12 protein-coding genes are annotated in these 13,837 nt (G+C 73.6%); 3 read left to right on the top strand and 9 right to left on the bottom strand.

Annotation, left to right across the window (positions count from 1 at the left end):
• Nucleotides 1–3 precede the first annotated feature (3 nt).
• Both WCD41_RS22945 and WCD41_RS22940 read right to left on the bottom strand, forming a co-directional pair.
• Entirely contained in the window at nucleotides 4–1,485 is a 1,482-nt protein-coding gene (locus tag WCD41_RS22945; protein ID WP_337716781.1) for a GGDEF domain-containing protein, read from the bottom strand.
• A gap of 538 nt (nucleotides 1,486–2,023) precedes the next feature.
• On the bottom strand, nucleotides 2,024–3,232 hold the full coding sequence (locus WCD41_RS22940; RefSeq protein ID WP_337716779.1) for an MFS transporter: 1,209 nt from the start codon (nucleotides 3,230–3,232) through the stop codon (nucleotides 2,024–2,026).
• Between the two features lie 172 nt (nucleotides 3,233–3,404).
• Between WCD41_RS22940 and WCD41_RS22935 the strand changes: the two genes are divergently transcribed.
• Together WCD41_RS22935 and WCD41_RS22930 are read left to right on the top strand one after the other, a co-directional pair.
• Complete coding sequence (locus WCD41_RS22935; RefSeq protein ID WP_337716777.1) at nucleotides 3,405–3,896, top strand: DUF3145 domain-containing protein; 492 nt, start codon at nucleotides 3,405–3,407, stop codon at nucleotides 3,894–3,896.
• Nucleotides 3,897–3,970: 74 nt separating this feature from the next.
• Nucleotides 3,971–4,573: a Cif family virulence factor gene (locus WCD41_RS22930; RefSeq protein WP_337716776.1), complete on the top strand. Its 603-nt coding sequence runs from the start codon at nucleotides 3,971–3,973 to the stop codon at nucleotides 4,571–4,573.
• 72 nt (nucleotides 4,574–4,645) lie between these two features.
• Here WCD41_RS22930 and WCD41_RS22925 read toward each other — a convergent pair whose 3' ends face one another.
• From WCD41_RS22925 to WCD41_RS22905, 5 genes are all read right to left on the bottom strand, one after another.
• Entirely contained in the window at nucleotides 4,646–5,908 is a 1,263-nt protein-coding gene (locus WCD41_RS22925) for a beta-ketoacyl-[acyl-carrier-protein] synthase family protein (RefSeq protein ID WP_337716774.1), read from the bottom strand.
• 14 nt (nucleotides 5,909–5,922) lie between these two features.
• On the bottom strand, nucleotides 5,923–6,165 hold the full coding sequence (locus WCD41_RS22920; protein WP_116710334.1) for an acyl carrier protein: 243 nt from the start codon (nucleotides 6,163–6,165) through the stop codon (nucleotides 5,923–5,925).
• 79 nt (nucleotides 6,166–6,244) lie between these two features.
• Complete coding sequence (locus WCD41_RS22915) at nucleotides 6,245–7,225, bottom strand: beta-ketoacyl-ACP synthase III (RefSeq protein WP_337716772.1); 981 nt, start codon at nucleotides 7,223–7,225, stop codon at nucleotides 6,245–6,247.
• Nucleotides 7,222–8,154 carry an ACP S-malonyltransferase gene (locus WCD41_RS22910; protein ID WP_337716770.1) on the bottom strand — a complete coding sequence of 311 codons (933 nt, stop codon included), beginning with the start codon at nucleotides 8,152–8,154 and terminating at the stop codon, nucleotides 7,222–7,224. The genes WCD41_RS22915 and WCD41_RS22910 overlap by 4 nt, the downstream gene beginning before the upstream one ends.
• Before the next feature lie 149 nt (nucleotides 8,155–8,303).
• Nucleotides 8,304–9,476, bottom strand: a complete 1,173-nt coding sequence (locus WCD41_RS22905; RefSeq protein ID WP_337716768.1) for a PucR family transcriptional regulator — start codon at nucleotides 9,474–9,476, stop codon at nucleotides 8,304–8,306.
• Between the two features lie 20 nt (nucleotides 9,477–9,496).
• Between WCD41_RS22905 and WCD41_RS22900 the strand changes: the two genes are divergently transcribed.
• Entirely contained in the window at nucleotides 9,497–10,144 is a 648-nt protein-coding gene (locus WCD41_RS22900; protein WP_337716766.1) for a pirin family protein, read from the top strand.
• Between the two features lie 191 nt (nucleotides 10,145–10,335).
• Here the strand turns inward: WCD41_RS22900 and WCD41_RS22895 are convergent, their stop codons facing one another.
• Together WCD41_RS22895 and aceE are read right to left on the bottom strand one after the other, a co-directional pair.
• On the bottom strand, nucleotides 10,336–10,539 hold the full coding sequence (locus WCD41_RS22895) for a cold-shock protein (RefSeq protein WP_116710338.1): 204 nt from the start codon (nucleotides 10,537–10,539) through the stop codon (nucleotides 10,336–10,338).
• Nucleotides 10,540–10,782: 243 nt separating this feature from the next.
• On the bottom strand, nucleotides 10,783–13,566 hold the full coding sequence (gene aceE, locus WCD41_RS22890; protein ID WP_337716764.1) for a pyruvate dehydrogenase (acetyl-transferring), homodimeric type: 2,784 nt from the start codon (nucleotides 13,564–13,566) through the stop codon (nucleotides 10,783–10,785).
• Between the last annotated feature and the right edge of the window lie 271 nt (nucleotides 13,567–13,837).

Genomic DNA, 13,837 nt, shown 5'->3' with positions numbered 1-13,837 from the left:
CCCCTAGCGCGGGGGAGCGCACTCCACGCGGTTGCGCCCCCCGTGCTTCGCGGCGTAGAGCGCCGTGTCGGCGCTGACCATGAGGCCGTCGAGGTCGTGGGACGCCTCGGGGTAGGACGCCGTGCCGATCGAGGCCGTCAGCCCGGAGACGGTGCCGCCGCCGAGGGTGGGCGAGACCGTCACCTCGCACTCGCTGATCCGGCGGCGCAGGCGCTCGGCGGTGCTCCCGATCTGTTCCGGGCCCGCCTCGGCGAGCAGCACGACGAACTCCTCGCCGCCGAAGCGCCCGACGGCGTCGTAGGGGCGCACCTCGGAGCGCAGGGTGTCGGCGACCGCGCGCAGGACGGCGTCGCCGACGAGATGTCCGTGCCGGTCGTTGATGGCCTTGAAGGCGTCGATGTCGACCATGATCACGCCCAGCTCGCCGCCGCGCCGGCGCAGGCGGGCGAGCTCGCGGTCGGCCTGGTCGCGCCAGGCCGACGCGTTGGCGAGGCCGGTCTTCGTGTCGGTGCGCGCGGCCCGGGCGAACTGCTGGATGAGGAAGCCGCGGTGCATGCCCATGACCGGGATGAGCAGCACCGGCAGCAGCCACGGCGTCGTCAGCGCCACGACGGCCAGGGCGGCGCCGAGGGCCAGGGCGCCGAGGCCGATGAGGGTGTCGGTGGGCGCCCCGAGACGCTTCCACCACGGCGTACCGGGGGCGTTGAGGCAGATCATGAACACGACGAGGCCGTGGTTGACGACCCAGCGCGTCAGGCCGGCGGCGACGAGGACGGCGAGCCCGACGGGGCCGGCGACCTTGGCCAGCAGGCCGCCGGGCATCACCTCGAGCACGCCCCACGCGGCGATCGAGGCGATGAGGACCGTGGCCGCCGAGTACGTCCACCGGTGCACGACGGGGCGCTGGGAGACGCGCAGCCACCAGTAGGCGAACGTGATGACCACCAGCGCCAGGGCGAGCCCGAGCGGGAGCAGCAGCAGGCCGGCGAAGCTCCACACCGACTTGAGCTCGATGTAGGGCTGGCCGTCGGCGACGACCTCGCGGCGTCGCTCGATGCCGCGGGCGGTCTCGACGTGGACGACGAGCCCGAGCACGAGCAGCCCGAGCGCCCGCCAGTCGGCGGGGCCCACCGGCTCCAGCCCCGCCACGGCCACCGAGAGCGCGACCGCCAGCACGTCGATGAGCAGCACGGCGACGACGACCCGTCGTGGCGCCTGCCACAGGCTCCAGCGGCGGGGATCGAGGCGGCGGGGGTCGAGCCGGCGGGGCGGTGTGGGCTGCGCGACATCCGGCGTCCCGGAGCTCCCGGTGGCGCCGCGCTGCCGGCGGGCCGGACGCCAGGCGCGCAGGGAACCACCCGAACCGGACGGCAGGTCGGCGTTGGTAACAGCGCGTACCAAGCCCCCGGGGCCGACTACTCCGGACGCGGGGGCGAGCGCGGACCCGGGGTCGCCAGGACCCGTCGAGGGTTCACGCGCCGTCACGATGAGTGACCTCCTCCAGCTCCGGCGGCACTCCCGACGGGCGGTGTCCGCGTGCGGAACACGGTACCGACGGACTGTGGATCTCGGCAGCGGGCGTCACCCATTGGGAAGAGATCACCCCGTTGGTTGACGCCCAGTCGCCGTCTGGTCACACACAGCTCCATTGAGCAGCATCGAGGGGCGGTTGTGACGCGGAGTGCGGCCAGATGTGACAGTTCGGTCGCTCTCCGTCAACGCGCCGCGCGTCCTTGGCGGCGCGCGTCGATGGACTCGGGTTCACCACACAGCGTGTGTGTTGGGCCACGTCCGTGTCGGCGGGACAGACCCGTCCCGACCGGCTCCGTCCTCTCGAAAGGAAGCCCCGTGGCCGACTCGAACTGGCACCGCGACTCCAACTGGCACTACGCGGACTCGAACTGGCACCGCGACTCCAACTGGCACTACGCGGACTCGAACTGGCACCGGGACTCCAACTGGCACTGAGCACACAACGGGCGCGGCACGGCGTCGCGCGCCCCTCGCGCGACGCCGTCCCCGCTCACCCCGCCCGGGCTCGCGACCACGCGAGCGCGCACACCAGCGCCACGAGCACGCCCACCGCGCCGGCGATCGCCACCGCGACCGCGGGGCCGACCGCCTCGGCCAGCACCCCGGCAAGGAGCACCCCGAGGCCCTGGGTGACGCGCAGGGCCGTCACGGCGAGCCCGAAGGCCTGGCCGCGGTGGGCGTCGGGCACCGCCGCGACGAATGCGGCGTTGGCGGGCACCTGGTAGGCGCACGCCAGCCCGGAGACGACCCACAGTCCGACGACCCCGGCCAGCGGCGGGTCGAGCGCCGAGACGACGAGCGGCACGCACGAGGCCACCGCCAGCGGGCCGAGGAGACGGTCGCGCCGCCCCGGCGGGACGAGGCGCGCGAGCAGCACGATCCCCAGGGCCGCGCCCAGCGGGTTCGCGGCGAGCAGCAGACCCACGGCGACCGGGCCTCCGCCGAGCGCCGCCGCGTAGGGCGCCGCGAGCCCCTCGATCGTCACCACGAACGCGGACACGCACGCGAGGGCCACCAGCGCGCGCAGCCGCCGGTCGCCGGCGACGATCCGCGCGCCGTCGCGCAGGCCCGCCACCGCCTCGGGGCTCCCGGTCGCCCGCTGCTCGGCCACCCCCCACCGCAGGATCGCCGCCGAGACCACGAACGTCGCCGCGTCGCCGAGCAGCGCGGGCGACACCCCGACGAGGGCGACCAGCGGGCCGCCGAGCGCGAAGCCCAGGACCTGCCCGCTCTGGTACGTCGTCCCCGAGAGTGCCGAGGCGACGACGTAGCGCTCCCCGGTGACCACGTGGGGCAGGATCGCCGCGCGCGCCGCCGCGAAGGGGGCGCCCAGGAGCTGACCCGCCACGACGAGCAGGCACAGTGCCCAGAACGGCATCCCCGGCACGGCCATGAGCGCGAGCACGCCGGCGCGCAGGAGGTCGGACACGATCATCGTCGCCCGGCGGGGCGCCCGGTCGGCGATCCCGGAGAGCAGGGGCCCGGCGACGAGGTCGGGCAGGAAGGTCAGCGCGTAGGTCAGCGCGGTGAGCCCCGCGGACGCCGTCTCGGCGAAGACGAGCACCGCGAGGGCGACGCGGGCGACCTGGTCGCCGAGCACCGAGAGCAGCTGGGCGGCCCACAGCGCGCGGAACTGCCGGTCGGCGAGGACGTCGCGGAACCGGGCACCGTCCGTGTGCGGGCGGTCATCCTCGGTCACGGTGAACCGACTCTACGGCTCCGGCGCCCGCGACACGCCCGGAATCCGATGACACTGGCGCCACAGGCGCATCACGGTGCACACTGCGGCAGCGGTTGTGATCGGCTCGGTCTCTGCCTGCTCACGAGGACGTTGGGGAAGACGCTTCTCGTCGAGTCGGAGGTCAGCAGCAGTGAGCACCCGTGGCGTGATCTACGTCCACTCGTCGCCGTCTGCGGTCTGCCCGCACGTCGAGTGGGCGATCTCGAGCGTCCTCGACGCTCGGGTCGTGCTGGACTGGTCCGTGCAGGAGGCGGCGCCGGGGTCGGTGCGTGCCGAGGTGTCATGGGCCGGGCCCGTGGGCACCGCGGCACGTCTGGCGACCGCGCTGCGCGCCTGGGGCATGGTCCGCTTCGAGGTCACCGAGGACCCGTCGCCCGGCACCGACGGCGAGCGCTTCAGCCATGTCCCCGGTCTCGGCCTCTGGCACGGCCGTACGAGCGCGAACGGCGACATCGTCCTCGGGGAGGACCAGGTCCGTTCCGCGCTCGCCGGGGCCGGCACCCGCGAGTCGCTGACGCGCCGCATGGACGACCTCCTCGGCACCCGCTGGGACGCCGCCCTCGAGGAGTTCCGCTTCGCCGGCGACGGTGTCGCGCCGGCCCGACTGCACCAGGTCGGCTGATCGTCCGACCGACAGCGAACGCAGCACCAGGACACCCCCCGAGGGCGTCGGGGGAGGCTGGCAGGCTGGACGGCATGCTCGGGCGGTTCCGTGACGGTGCGCTGGCCGACCGCCTGCGCCCGGGAATCGTGCTGCCCGTCGTGCTCGCCCTGGCGCTGGTCCTGCTCGTCGTCGCGGGGGCCCTGCTCGGCGCCCGGGCCGCGGCCGTCGGTCGCGCGGCGGTGGGGGACACCGGACCGTCGCTCGTGGGGGCCGAGCTGCCCGACGACGGGTCCGCGGGCCCTCCGACGGTCGTGCTCTCGCCCGCGGCCGCCGTCCACCCCGAGTCGGCGGCGGTCCGCGACGTCCTGCAGCGCTGGACCGACGCCCGCAACGCCGGCGACCTGAACGCCTACCGGGCCACGCTCGTGCCCGACGCGCGCGTCGACCCGGCGTTCGCCGACACGGCACGGACGCAGCGCGTCGGCTCGGTGGTGGTCCGGCGGATCGACCCGGTCGCCGGGGGCGAGCTCGTCGTCCCGCTGGGGTTCGTCACCACCCAGGACCCGGCGGTCGCCCCGCCCGACGTGCGCGTGCCGCGGCTCTGCTGGCAGGTCAGCGCCGTCGTCCAGACCCAGGGTGGTCAGCCCAGGCTCCTCGAGCCCCGGCCGGGCAGCCAGCTCCGCACACCCTGCTAGGCGCGGCACGAGAATGCGGCTCTCCTGGCGTGTGACGCCAGGAAAGCCGCATCGCTCGCACGCGGGGCGGGGTCAGGCGGGGGTGAACGCCAGGCAGACGTTGTGCCCGCCGAAGCCGAAGGAGTCGCTGATCGCGGCGTCCAGGGAGGCCTTGCGGGCTTCGCCGGCGACGACGTCGAGGGTGACGTCGGGGTCGAGCTCCTCGAGGTTCGCGGTGGGCGGGATCAGCCCCTCGCGCACCGAGAGGATCGTCGCGATCGCCTCGACGGCGCCGGCGGCGCCGAGGAGGTGACCCAGCGAGCCCTTCGGCGCGGTGAGCACCGGGTGGTCGCCGATCGACTTCTTGACGGCCACGGTCTCGGCCACGTCGCCGACGTTGGTGGCGGTGGCGTGGCAGTTGACGTGGCCGATGTCCGACGGGTCGAGACCCGCGGTGCGCAGGGCCGCGGCGATGGCGCGGGACTGGCCCGTGCCCTCGGGGTCCGGCGCGGTGATGTGGTACGCGTCGGCGCTGGTGCCGATGCCGGCGAGGCGCCCGTGCACCGTGGCCCCGCGGGCCTGCGCGAAGTCCTCGCGCTCGAGCACGACCATCCCCGCGCCCTCGCCGAGCACGAAGCCGTTGCGGCCGGTGTCGAACGGGCGCGAGGCGCGCTCGGGCTCGTCGTTGCGCAGCGCCATGGTGCGGGCCTGGCTGAACCCGGCGAGCGTGATCGGGTGGATGCAGGCCTCGGTGCCGCCGGCGACGACGACGTCCACCTCGTCGGCCTGCAGCATCCGCCAGCCCCACGCGATGGCCTCGGCGCCCGACGCGCAGGCCGACACGGGCGCGTGGACGCCCGCCGCGGCACCGAACTCCAGGCCCACGTGCGCGGCCGGGCCGTTCGGCATGAGCATCGGGATGGTCAGGACCGCGACCTTGCGCAGGCCCTGCTGCTCGAGGATGTCGTCCTGGCCCAGCAGGGTCAGTGCCCCGCCGATGCCGGTGCCGATGATGACCGCGAGCCGCAGCGCGTCGACCTTCGGCGAGCCGCCCTCGGCGGACGGGTAGTCGCCGAGGTCCGCGTGCTGCCAGGCCTCGCGGGCCGCGATGATCGCGGTCTGCTCACTGCGGTCGAGACGCCGGGCCTCGACACGCTTGATGATCTCGGTCGGTTCGACGGCGAGCTGCGACGCGATCTTGACGGGCAGCTCGTAGGTGTCGACCCAGTCCGCCTCGATGCGGGACGCGGCGCCGCGACCGGCCAGGAGGCCGTCCCAGGTGGTCGCCACGTCGCCGCCGAGCGGGGTCGTCGCTCCCATACCGGTGACGACGACCCCCTGGCCGGTGCTGCTCACGAAGTCGCCCTCTCTCAGGAGTGGTTCGAGATGTAGTCGACGGCGTCCTGGACCGTCGTGAGCTTGGCCAGCTCGTCGTCGGGGATCTTGACCCCGAACTTGTCCTCGGCCTGGACCGCGATCTCGACCATCGACAGCGAGTCGATGTCGAGGTCGTCCACGAAGGACTTCTCCGAGGTGACCTCGGCGGCGTCCACGCCGGCGACCTCCTCCACGATGCTCGCGAGGTCGGGCAGGATCTCTTCGTTGGTCGCCACGGGCTCCCTTTCTTCGGTGGTTCGTTCTCGGGACGGCAGCGCTCGGGTGCGCACCGTAGGACAGGTCGGGGCAGGACGGCTAAGGCAGGACCACGACCTGCCCGGCGTAGGACAGGCCGGCGCCGAAGCCCACGATGAGCGCGACGTCGCCGGACTTCACGCGCCCGGCGCCGCGCATGTGGTCGATGGCCATCGGGATCGACGCCGAGGACGTGTTCCCGGAGTACTGGATGTCGTCGGCGACGCGCAGATCGGTGCGCCCGCCCACCTGGCGCAGGCGCTTCGCGATGGCCTCGACGATGCGCAGGTTCGCCTGGTGGGGGACGAGGACGTCGATGTCGGACGGCTGCAGCCCCGCGGCCTCCACGGCCTTGAGGGCCACGGGCGCGATCTTGGTGGTGGCCCAGCGGAACACCGACTGGCCCTCTTGGCGCAGCGCGTCGGACTCGTCGATGTGGATCGTGGAGACGAGATCGCCGGCCGCGCCCCAGATCACCGGGCCGACGCCGACCTCCTCCTCGGTCGCGGCGGGTCCGAGGACCGCGGCGCCGGCGCCGTCGGCGAAGATGATGCAGGTCGAGCGGTCGTTCATGTCGAGCCAGTCGGAGAGCTTCTCCGAGCCGATCACGAGCACGTGCTTCGCGGTGCCCGAGCGGATCATGTCGCCTGCGAGCCCGGTGCCGTAGCAGAAGCCGGCGCAGGCGGTGTTGACGTCCATCGCGCCGATGCCGTTGACCCCGATGCGGTCGGCGGTCTGCGCCGCGGCGTTCGGGATCGGCTTCGGCATCGTGCAGGTCGCGACGATGACCGCGTCGAGGTCGCCGGGGGCGAGTCCGGCGTCGGCGAGGGCCTTCGACCCGGCCTCGACGCCCATCGACACCACGGAGTCCTTCTCGTCGCCGAAGCGGCGCTCCACGATGCCGACGCGGCTCTGGATCCACTCGTCGTTGGTCTCGACGATCTTCTCGAGGTCGTGGTTGGTCACGACCCGGTCGGGTTGCATGCTGCCGAGCCCGAGGATGCGGGCGCCCGGCGCCTGCGGGGTCAGCTGGAGCTTCACGCGTGCTCCTCGATCATCTGCACGGCCTTCTCCAGGTCGTCCGGGGTGTTGACGTTGTGGACCGGCGTGCCCTTGATCTGGCGCTTCACCATCCCGGTGAGCGTGCCGGCGGGGGTCAGCTCGATCGCGGCGCCGACGCCCCGGTCGCGCATCGTGTCCATGCAGGAGTCCCAGCGCACCGAGCGCGTGACCTGGGCGACGAGGCGGTCGAGGAACTCCGACCCACCGGCGACGACGGCGCCGTCGGCGTTCTGCAGCAGCGGGTGGGACGGGTCGGCGGGGGAGAGCTGCCCGCGGTGCTCGGCGACCCACTCGCCGAGGGCCTTCTCGGCGGGCTCCATGAAACGGGTGTGGAACGCGCCGGCCACGGCGAGCGGACGGACGCGCGCGCCCTCGGGCGGGTTGGCGACGAGCTCGTCGACGGCGTCCCGGCGCCCGGCCGCCACCACCTGGCCGGAGCCGTTGCGGTTGGCGGGCTCGAGGTCGAGCTCGGTGAGGCGGGCGAGCACGGTGTCGGCGTCGCCACCGAGCACCGCGGCCATGGTCGTCGGCTCCGCGGCGCAGGCCTCGGCCATCTCGCGCCCGCGGACGGCGGCGAGGGCGACGGCCTGCTCGGCGTCGATCACCTCGGCGATGGCGGCGGCGGCGAGCTCGCCGACGGAGTGGCCGGCCACCACGGCGGTGTCGGGCACGGAGACCTCGAGGCGCAGCTGGTCCCAGGCGAGCAGCGCCGACGCGACGAGCAGCGGCTGGGTCACCGCGGTGTCCTCGATGGCCTCGGCGTCGGCCTCGACGCCGAGGTGCACGAGGTCGAGCCCGGCGGCGTCCGAGAACGCCTCGAGCCGCCCGCGCGCCTCGGGGCGGTCGAGCCACGGGGCGAGCATGCCGGGCTTCTGGGCGCCCTGGCCGGGAGCGAGGATCGCGATCACGCCTGTCACCTCATCACGGGTCGGGGTCGGTCCGAAGCTGTCGGGACGACGAAGTCGGCTCCGGCGCAGTTGTCGAGTTCCCACAATGCCCTGGGTCACACACCTGGCGCGAGACCCTGACGAATGGCGTGTCCGCCCAGCTCACGGGCTCATCGGGGCGGTCGGTCCGGGTGGAGACGATCGAGGCCGATGGCCAGCCGCAGCACCAGCGCCCCCCGCGCCTCGCCGGGGTGGACCCCCGTGAGTTCGGCCACCCTGCGCAGCCGGTAGCGGACGGTGTTGGGGTGCACGAACAGCCGCCGCGCCGCCGCCTCGAGCACGCCGGCGACGTCGAGGTAGCACTCGACGGTCGCCGCGAGCTCCCCGCCGGCCTCGCGCAGGGGCGCGGCGACGTCGCGGCGCAGCTGCTCGACGGCCCGGGCGTCGCCGTCGAGCACCCGTTCGGGCAGGAGGTCGTCCGCGGCGACGGGCCGCGGGGCGCCCGGCCACGCCCGCACGGCGCGGTGCCCGGCGAGCGCGGCGGCGGCACTGCGGTGGGCGGCGGTGAGCCCGGCGACGGCCGGCCCGGTGACCACCGCACCCGGCCCGAACGACGCCGAGAGCTCCTCGAGCGGTGCGCCGGGTCCGGCGATCATGACGAGGCGGGCGCCGTGGGTGCCGAGCAGCACGGTCGCGCCGGCCCGGTGCGCGGCACGACGCACGGCGTGCAGGGGCTCGGGCGGCTCCTCGGCCGGGGGTTCGCCGACGACGACCGTCGCCTCGGCCGCCGGGTCCCAGCCCAGCGCCGACGCGCGGGAGAGCAGGGTGGCCTCGGCCTCGCCGCGCACCACGGCGTCGACGACGAGCGCCTCGAGCCGCGCGTCCCAGGCCCCGCGGGCCTCCGCGGCGCTCGCGTAGACCGTCGCCGCCGAGAACGCGACCTCGCGCCCGAAGCGCAGCACGCCGCGCACCAGCGCGGCGCGCTCCTCCTCGTCGGCACCCAGCGGCGGGATGCTCTCCTCGAACACCTCGATGGCGATGCGCACCAGCTCCACGGTCTGGCGCAGCGTCACCCGGCGGGCCAGGTCGAGCGGGGCGGAGCGGAACGCCTCGGCGGTCAGGCGCGGGGTGGCGTCGGGGTCGCGCAGCCAGGCCGCGAAGTTGCCGGCGCCGGTCTGGGTGACGAGCAGGACCCCGGAGCGCTGCTCGGCGGTCAGCCGCGCGAACCAGCTCAGCCGCTCGGCCATCGCGGCGACGCCGGCGGCGGCGATGTCGCCGGAGGCCTTCTCCACGCGGCGCAGGGTGGTCAGGCGAACGCCCGCCCGAGCCGCGGCGCTGCCCATGACCCGGGAGCATGTCACGGATGCCGACCGTCCGAACCCTGCTCCGCAGCGCCCGCCCCGTCACCGAGGCCGGTGGGGTGTGCTCGCGGCACGGGCTCTCGTTCGGGCCGCACTACGACCCCGAGCGCACGTCGTTCGGCGCGCTCGTCGCGCACAACGACGACGTGCTCGACCCCGGCGTCGCCTACGGCGCCCACGAGCACCGCGACGTCGAGATCCTGGCGTGGGTCGTCGAGGGCACGATGATCCACACCGGCCCGGACGGCGACGAGACCCCGGTGCCCGCCGGCACCCTGCAGCACCTCGTCGCCGGGACGGGGTGGCGTCACGACGAGCGGGCCGGTCCGTCCGGGGTGCACCTCATCCAGGTCTGGGTGGCCCCGGACCTCGACGACCCGCCCGCGGGGGAGCCGTCGCTGACCCACCACGTGGTCGACGGCTCGCTCACCCTCCCGCTGCGGCGGCCCGGGGTGACGGTGACGGTAGTGCGCCTCGGTGCCGGGGTGAGCTGGTCGCCCGGCGACGGCACCTTCCGGCACGTGCACGTGGTGCGCGGTGCTCTCGGCGATGCCGGGCCCGGCGACAGCCTCGAGATCACGGGCGCGGGGCCGGTGTCGTTCGACGCCGGGCCCGAGGGTGCCGAGCTGGTCGTCGTGACCACGGCCTGACGCCGGCGCCCGGGGGAGCGAGGGACTCCTTGAGCGCGTCGCCGTGGTGCGAAGGACACCCCGACTGCGTGGCAGGCACTCAGGGACTCCCTCGCTCCCACACCCCGGCGCGCCCGACCCCGGACACACGACGGGGGCGGCGCGTCTCCCGACGCACCGCCCCCGTTTTCGAGAGGTGACTCCGCTGAGCCTTACAGCGGCGTGACCTGAACGGCCTGCAGGCCCTTCTGGCCCTGCTCGACGTCGAACGAGACGCGCTGACCCTCGTCCAGGGTGCGGAAGCCGCGGGCCTGGATGGCCGAGTAGTGGACGAACACGTCAGCGCCACCACCGTCGGGAGCGAGGAAGCCGAAGCCCTTCTCGCTGTTGAACCACTTGACGGTGCCTTCTGCCATTCCTGCTCCTCATACCGATGTCACGAGGCGATGATCTTCCGCCCCGACCTTCAGATCCGCCGCCGGAGCCGTGGCTCCCTACGTCGGAGTCGCGTCGTTCGGATCGTCCGGGGGCGTCCGAGCGACGTGACGTCGACAGCCTATCCGGAAGGATGGGGTCGCCCACCAGCCCCGAGCACCATCCCCGCGACGAACGGTCACGACGCGATCACGCGGGGCTCGGCGGGAGCCGCCGCGTGATCGTCAGGCGACCCCGGAGTCCGACGTCTGCGGGCCCGCGGCCTGCGGGTCGTCGATGCTGTACTGCTGGGCCGCCCGGACGACGGTGTCGTGCCCGACCTCGCCGCGCCGGGCCAGCGCCGCGAGCACGCCGACCGTGATGTTCTCCGCGTCGACACCGAAGTGTCGCCGGACCGCCGGCCGCGTGTCGGAGAGCCCGAAGCCGTCGGTGCCGAGCACGGTGAAGTCGCCCGGGACCCACTTGCGGATCAAGTCCGGCACGGCCTTCATCCAGTCCGACACGGCGAGCACCGGGCCGGCCGCGTCCGCGAGCGCCTCGGTGACGTAGGGCGTGCGCGGGTCGGCGTCGGGGTGGGCGTGGTTGTGCTCGTCGCACTCGACGCCGTCGCGGCGCAGCTCGCCCCACGACGTCGCCGACCACACGTCGGCCTGCACGCCCCACTCCTCGGCGAGCATCTTCTGCGCCGACAGCGCCCACGGCATCGCGACGCCGGAGGCGAGGATCTGCGCGCGGGGGCCGGGACCGCCGGGGGCCTGCGCGTAGCGGTAGAGCCCGCGCAGCAGGCCGTCGACGTCGAGACCGTCGGGCTCGGCGGGCTGCTGGTAGGGCTCGTTGTAGACCGTCAGGTAGTAGATGACGTTCGGGTCGCGGTGGGGGTCGGCCTCGCCGTACATGCGGGCGAGCCCGTCGCGCACGATGTGCCCGATCTCGAACGCGTACGACGGGTCGTAGCAGACGACGCCCGGGTTGGTCGCCGCGAGCAGCAGCGACTGCCCGTCGTTGTGCTGCAGGCCCTCGCCGACGAGCGTCGTGCGCCCGGCCGTCGCGCCGAGCAGGAACCCGCGGGCCATCTGGTCGGCGGCGGCCCAGATGCCGTCGCCGGTGCGCTGGAAGCCGAACATCGAGTAGAAGATGTAGATCGGGATCATCGGCTCGCCGTGGGTGGCGTACGACGTCCCCACCGCGGTGAACGAGCCCACCGACCCGGCCTCGTTGATGCCCTCGTGCAGCAGCTGGCCCGACTCCGACTCGCGGTAGGCGAGCAGCTGGTCGTGGTCGACCGAGGTGTAGAGCTGGCCCTGCGGGTTGTAGATCTTCAGGTTGGAGAAGAACGAGTCCATCCCGAAGGTCCGCGCCTCGTCCGGGATGATCGGCACGACCCGCTTGCCGATCTCCGCGTCGCGCGTGAGCTCCTTGACCAGCCGGACGAACGCCATGGTCGTGGCGATCTCCTGCTTGCCCGAGCCGCGCTTGACGACGTCGTAGACCTTGTCGCCGGGCAGCATGAGCGGCTTGTTGCGCAGCCGCCGCTCGGGCAGCGGGCCGCCGAGCTGGCGCCGGCGGTCGAGCATGTACTCGATCTCCGGGGCGTCGGCGCCCGGGTGGTAGTACGGCGGCAGGTAGGGGTCGCGCTCGAGCTCGGCGTCGCTGATCGGCACGCGGACCTCGTCGCGGAACGTCTTGAGGTCCTGCAGCGTCAGCTTCTTCATCTGGTGGGTCGCGTTGCGGCCCTCGAACGTCGGGCCGAGCGTGTAGCCCTTGATCGACTTGGCGAGGATGACCGTCGGGCGGCCCTGGTGCTCCATCGCCGCCTGGTAGGCCGCGTAGACCTTGCGGTAGTCGTGGGCGCCGCGTTTGAGGTTCCAGACGTCGGCGTCGGAGAGGTCCTTGACGAGGTCCTTGGTGCGCGGGTCGCGCCCGAAGAAGTGCTCGCGGACGTAGGCGCCGTCGTTGGCCTTGTAGGTCTGGAAGTCGCCGTCCGGCGTGGTGTTCATCAGGTTGATCAGGGCGCCGTCGCGGTCGGCGTGCAGCAGCCGGTCCCACTCGCGGCCCCAGACGACCTTGACGACGTTCCAGCCGGCGCCGCGGAAGAACGACTCGAGCTCCTGGATGACCTTGCCGTTGCCGTGCACCGGCCCGTCGAGGCGCTGCAGGTTGCAGTTGATGACGAAGGTCAGGTTGTCGAGACCCTCGGCCGCCGCGACGTGGATGGCGCCGCGCGACTCGGGCTCGTCCATCTCGCCGTCGCCGAGGAACGCCCAGGTGTGCTGCTGGGAGGTGTCCTTGATGCCGCGGTTGTGCAGGTAGCGGTCGAAGCGCGCCTGGAAGATCGCGTTCAGCGGGCCGAGGCCCATCGACACCGTCGGGTGCTCCCAGAACGCCGGCATGAGGCGCGGGTGCGGGTACGACGGCAGCCCGCCCCCGGGGCCGGCGTGGGAGAGCTCCTGGCGGAAGCCGTCGAGGTGCTGGGCACCGAGACGGCCCTCGAGGAAGGCGCGGGCGTAGATGCCGGGGGAGGCGTGGCCCTGGATGTAGATGTGGTCGCCGCCGCCGGGGTGGTCCTTGCCGCGGAAGAACCAGTTGAAGCCGACCTCGTAGAGGCTCGCCGCGCTCGCGTAGGTCGAGATGTGGCCGCCGACCCCGACGCCGGGGCGCTGCGCGCGGTGCACCATCGCCGCCGCGTTCCACCGGATCCACGCCCGGTAGCGCCGCTCGGTGTCCTCGTCGCCCGGGAACCAGGGCTCCTGGTCGGTGGGGATGGTGTTGACGTAGTCGGTCGAGAACAGCGACGGCACCGAGACGCGACGCTCCCGGGCGCGCTGCAGCAGCTGCAGCATGATGTAGCGGGCGCGCTGCTCGCCCTGCCCCTCGAGCATCGCGTCGAACGACTCGATCCACTCGGCGGTCTCGTCCGGATCGATGTCCGGCAGGTGCGACGAGAGCCCGTCGCGGATGATGTGGACCCGACCGGTGTCCGCGCCTGCGGTGCCCTTCTGGGTGGTCACGGATCGCTCTCCCTGTCGCTGGTGTGGACGGCGCGCGGCCGGGTCCGGATCGCGGGCTCCTGGCCGGTTCGGAACCGATTCTGCCCGGTGGTCCGTGGTGGCGCCGTCCCGTGGATGTGCTCGGTGGTCTGCACTGGTCACCCCATCGTCACCTGCCATGACCTCGCCGTCACGTCTACTCGCCGGTAGCCCGATGACGCGTGTTCGTGCGGCCTTCACGCGGGGCAGACCACGTCGAGACCCGCGTGGCTGGTTGCGCCATCACCGGCAG

The sequence above is a fragment of the Actinomycetospora aeridis genome, from assembly GCF_037400275.1.
Lineage (GTDB): Bacteria > Actinomycetota > Actinomycetes > Mycobacteriales > Pseudonocardiaceae > Actinomycetospora > Actinomycetospora aeridis.
This window is presented reverse-complemented; position numbering and strand designations above follow the sequence as displayed.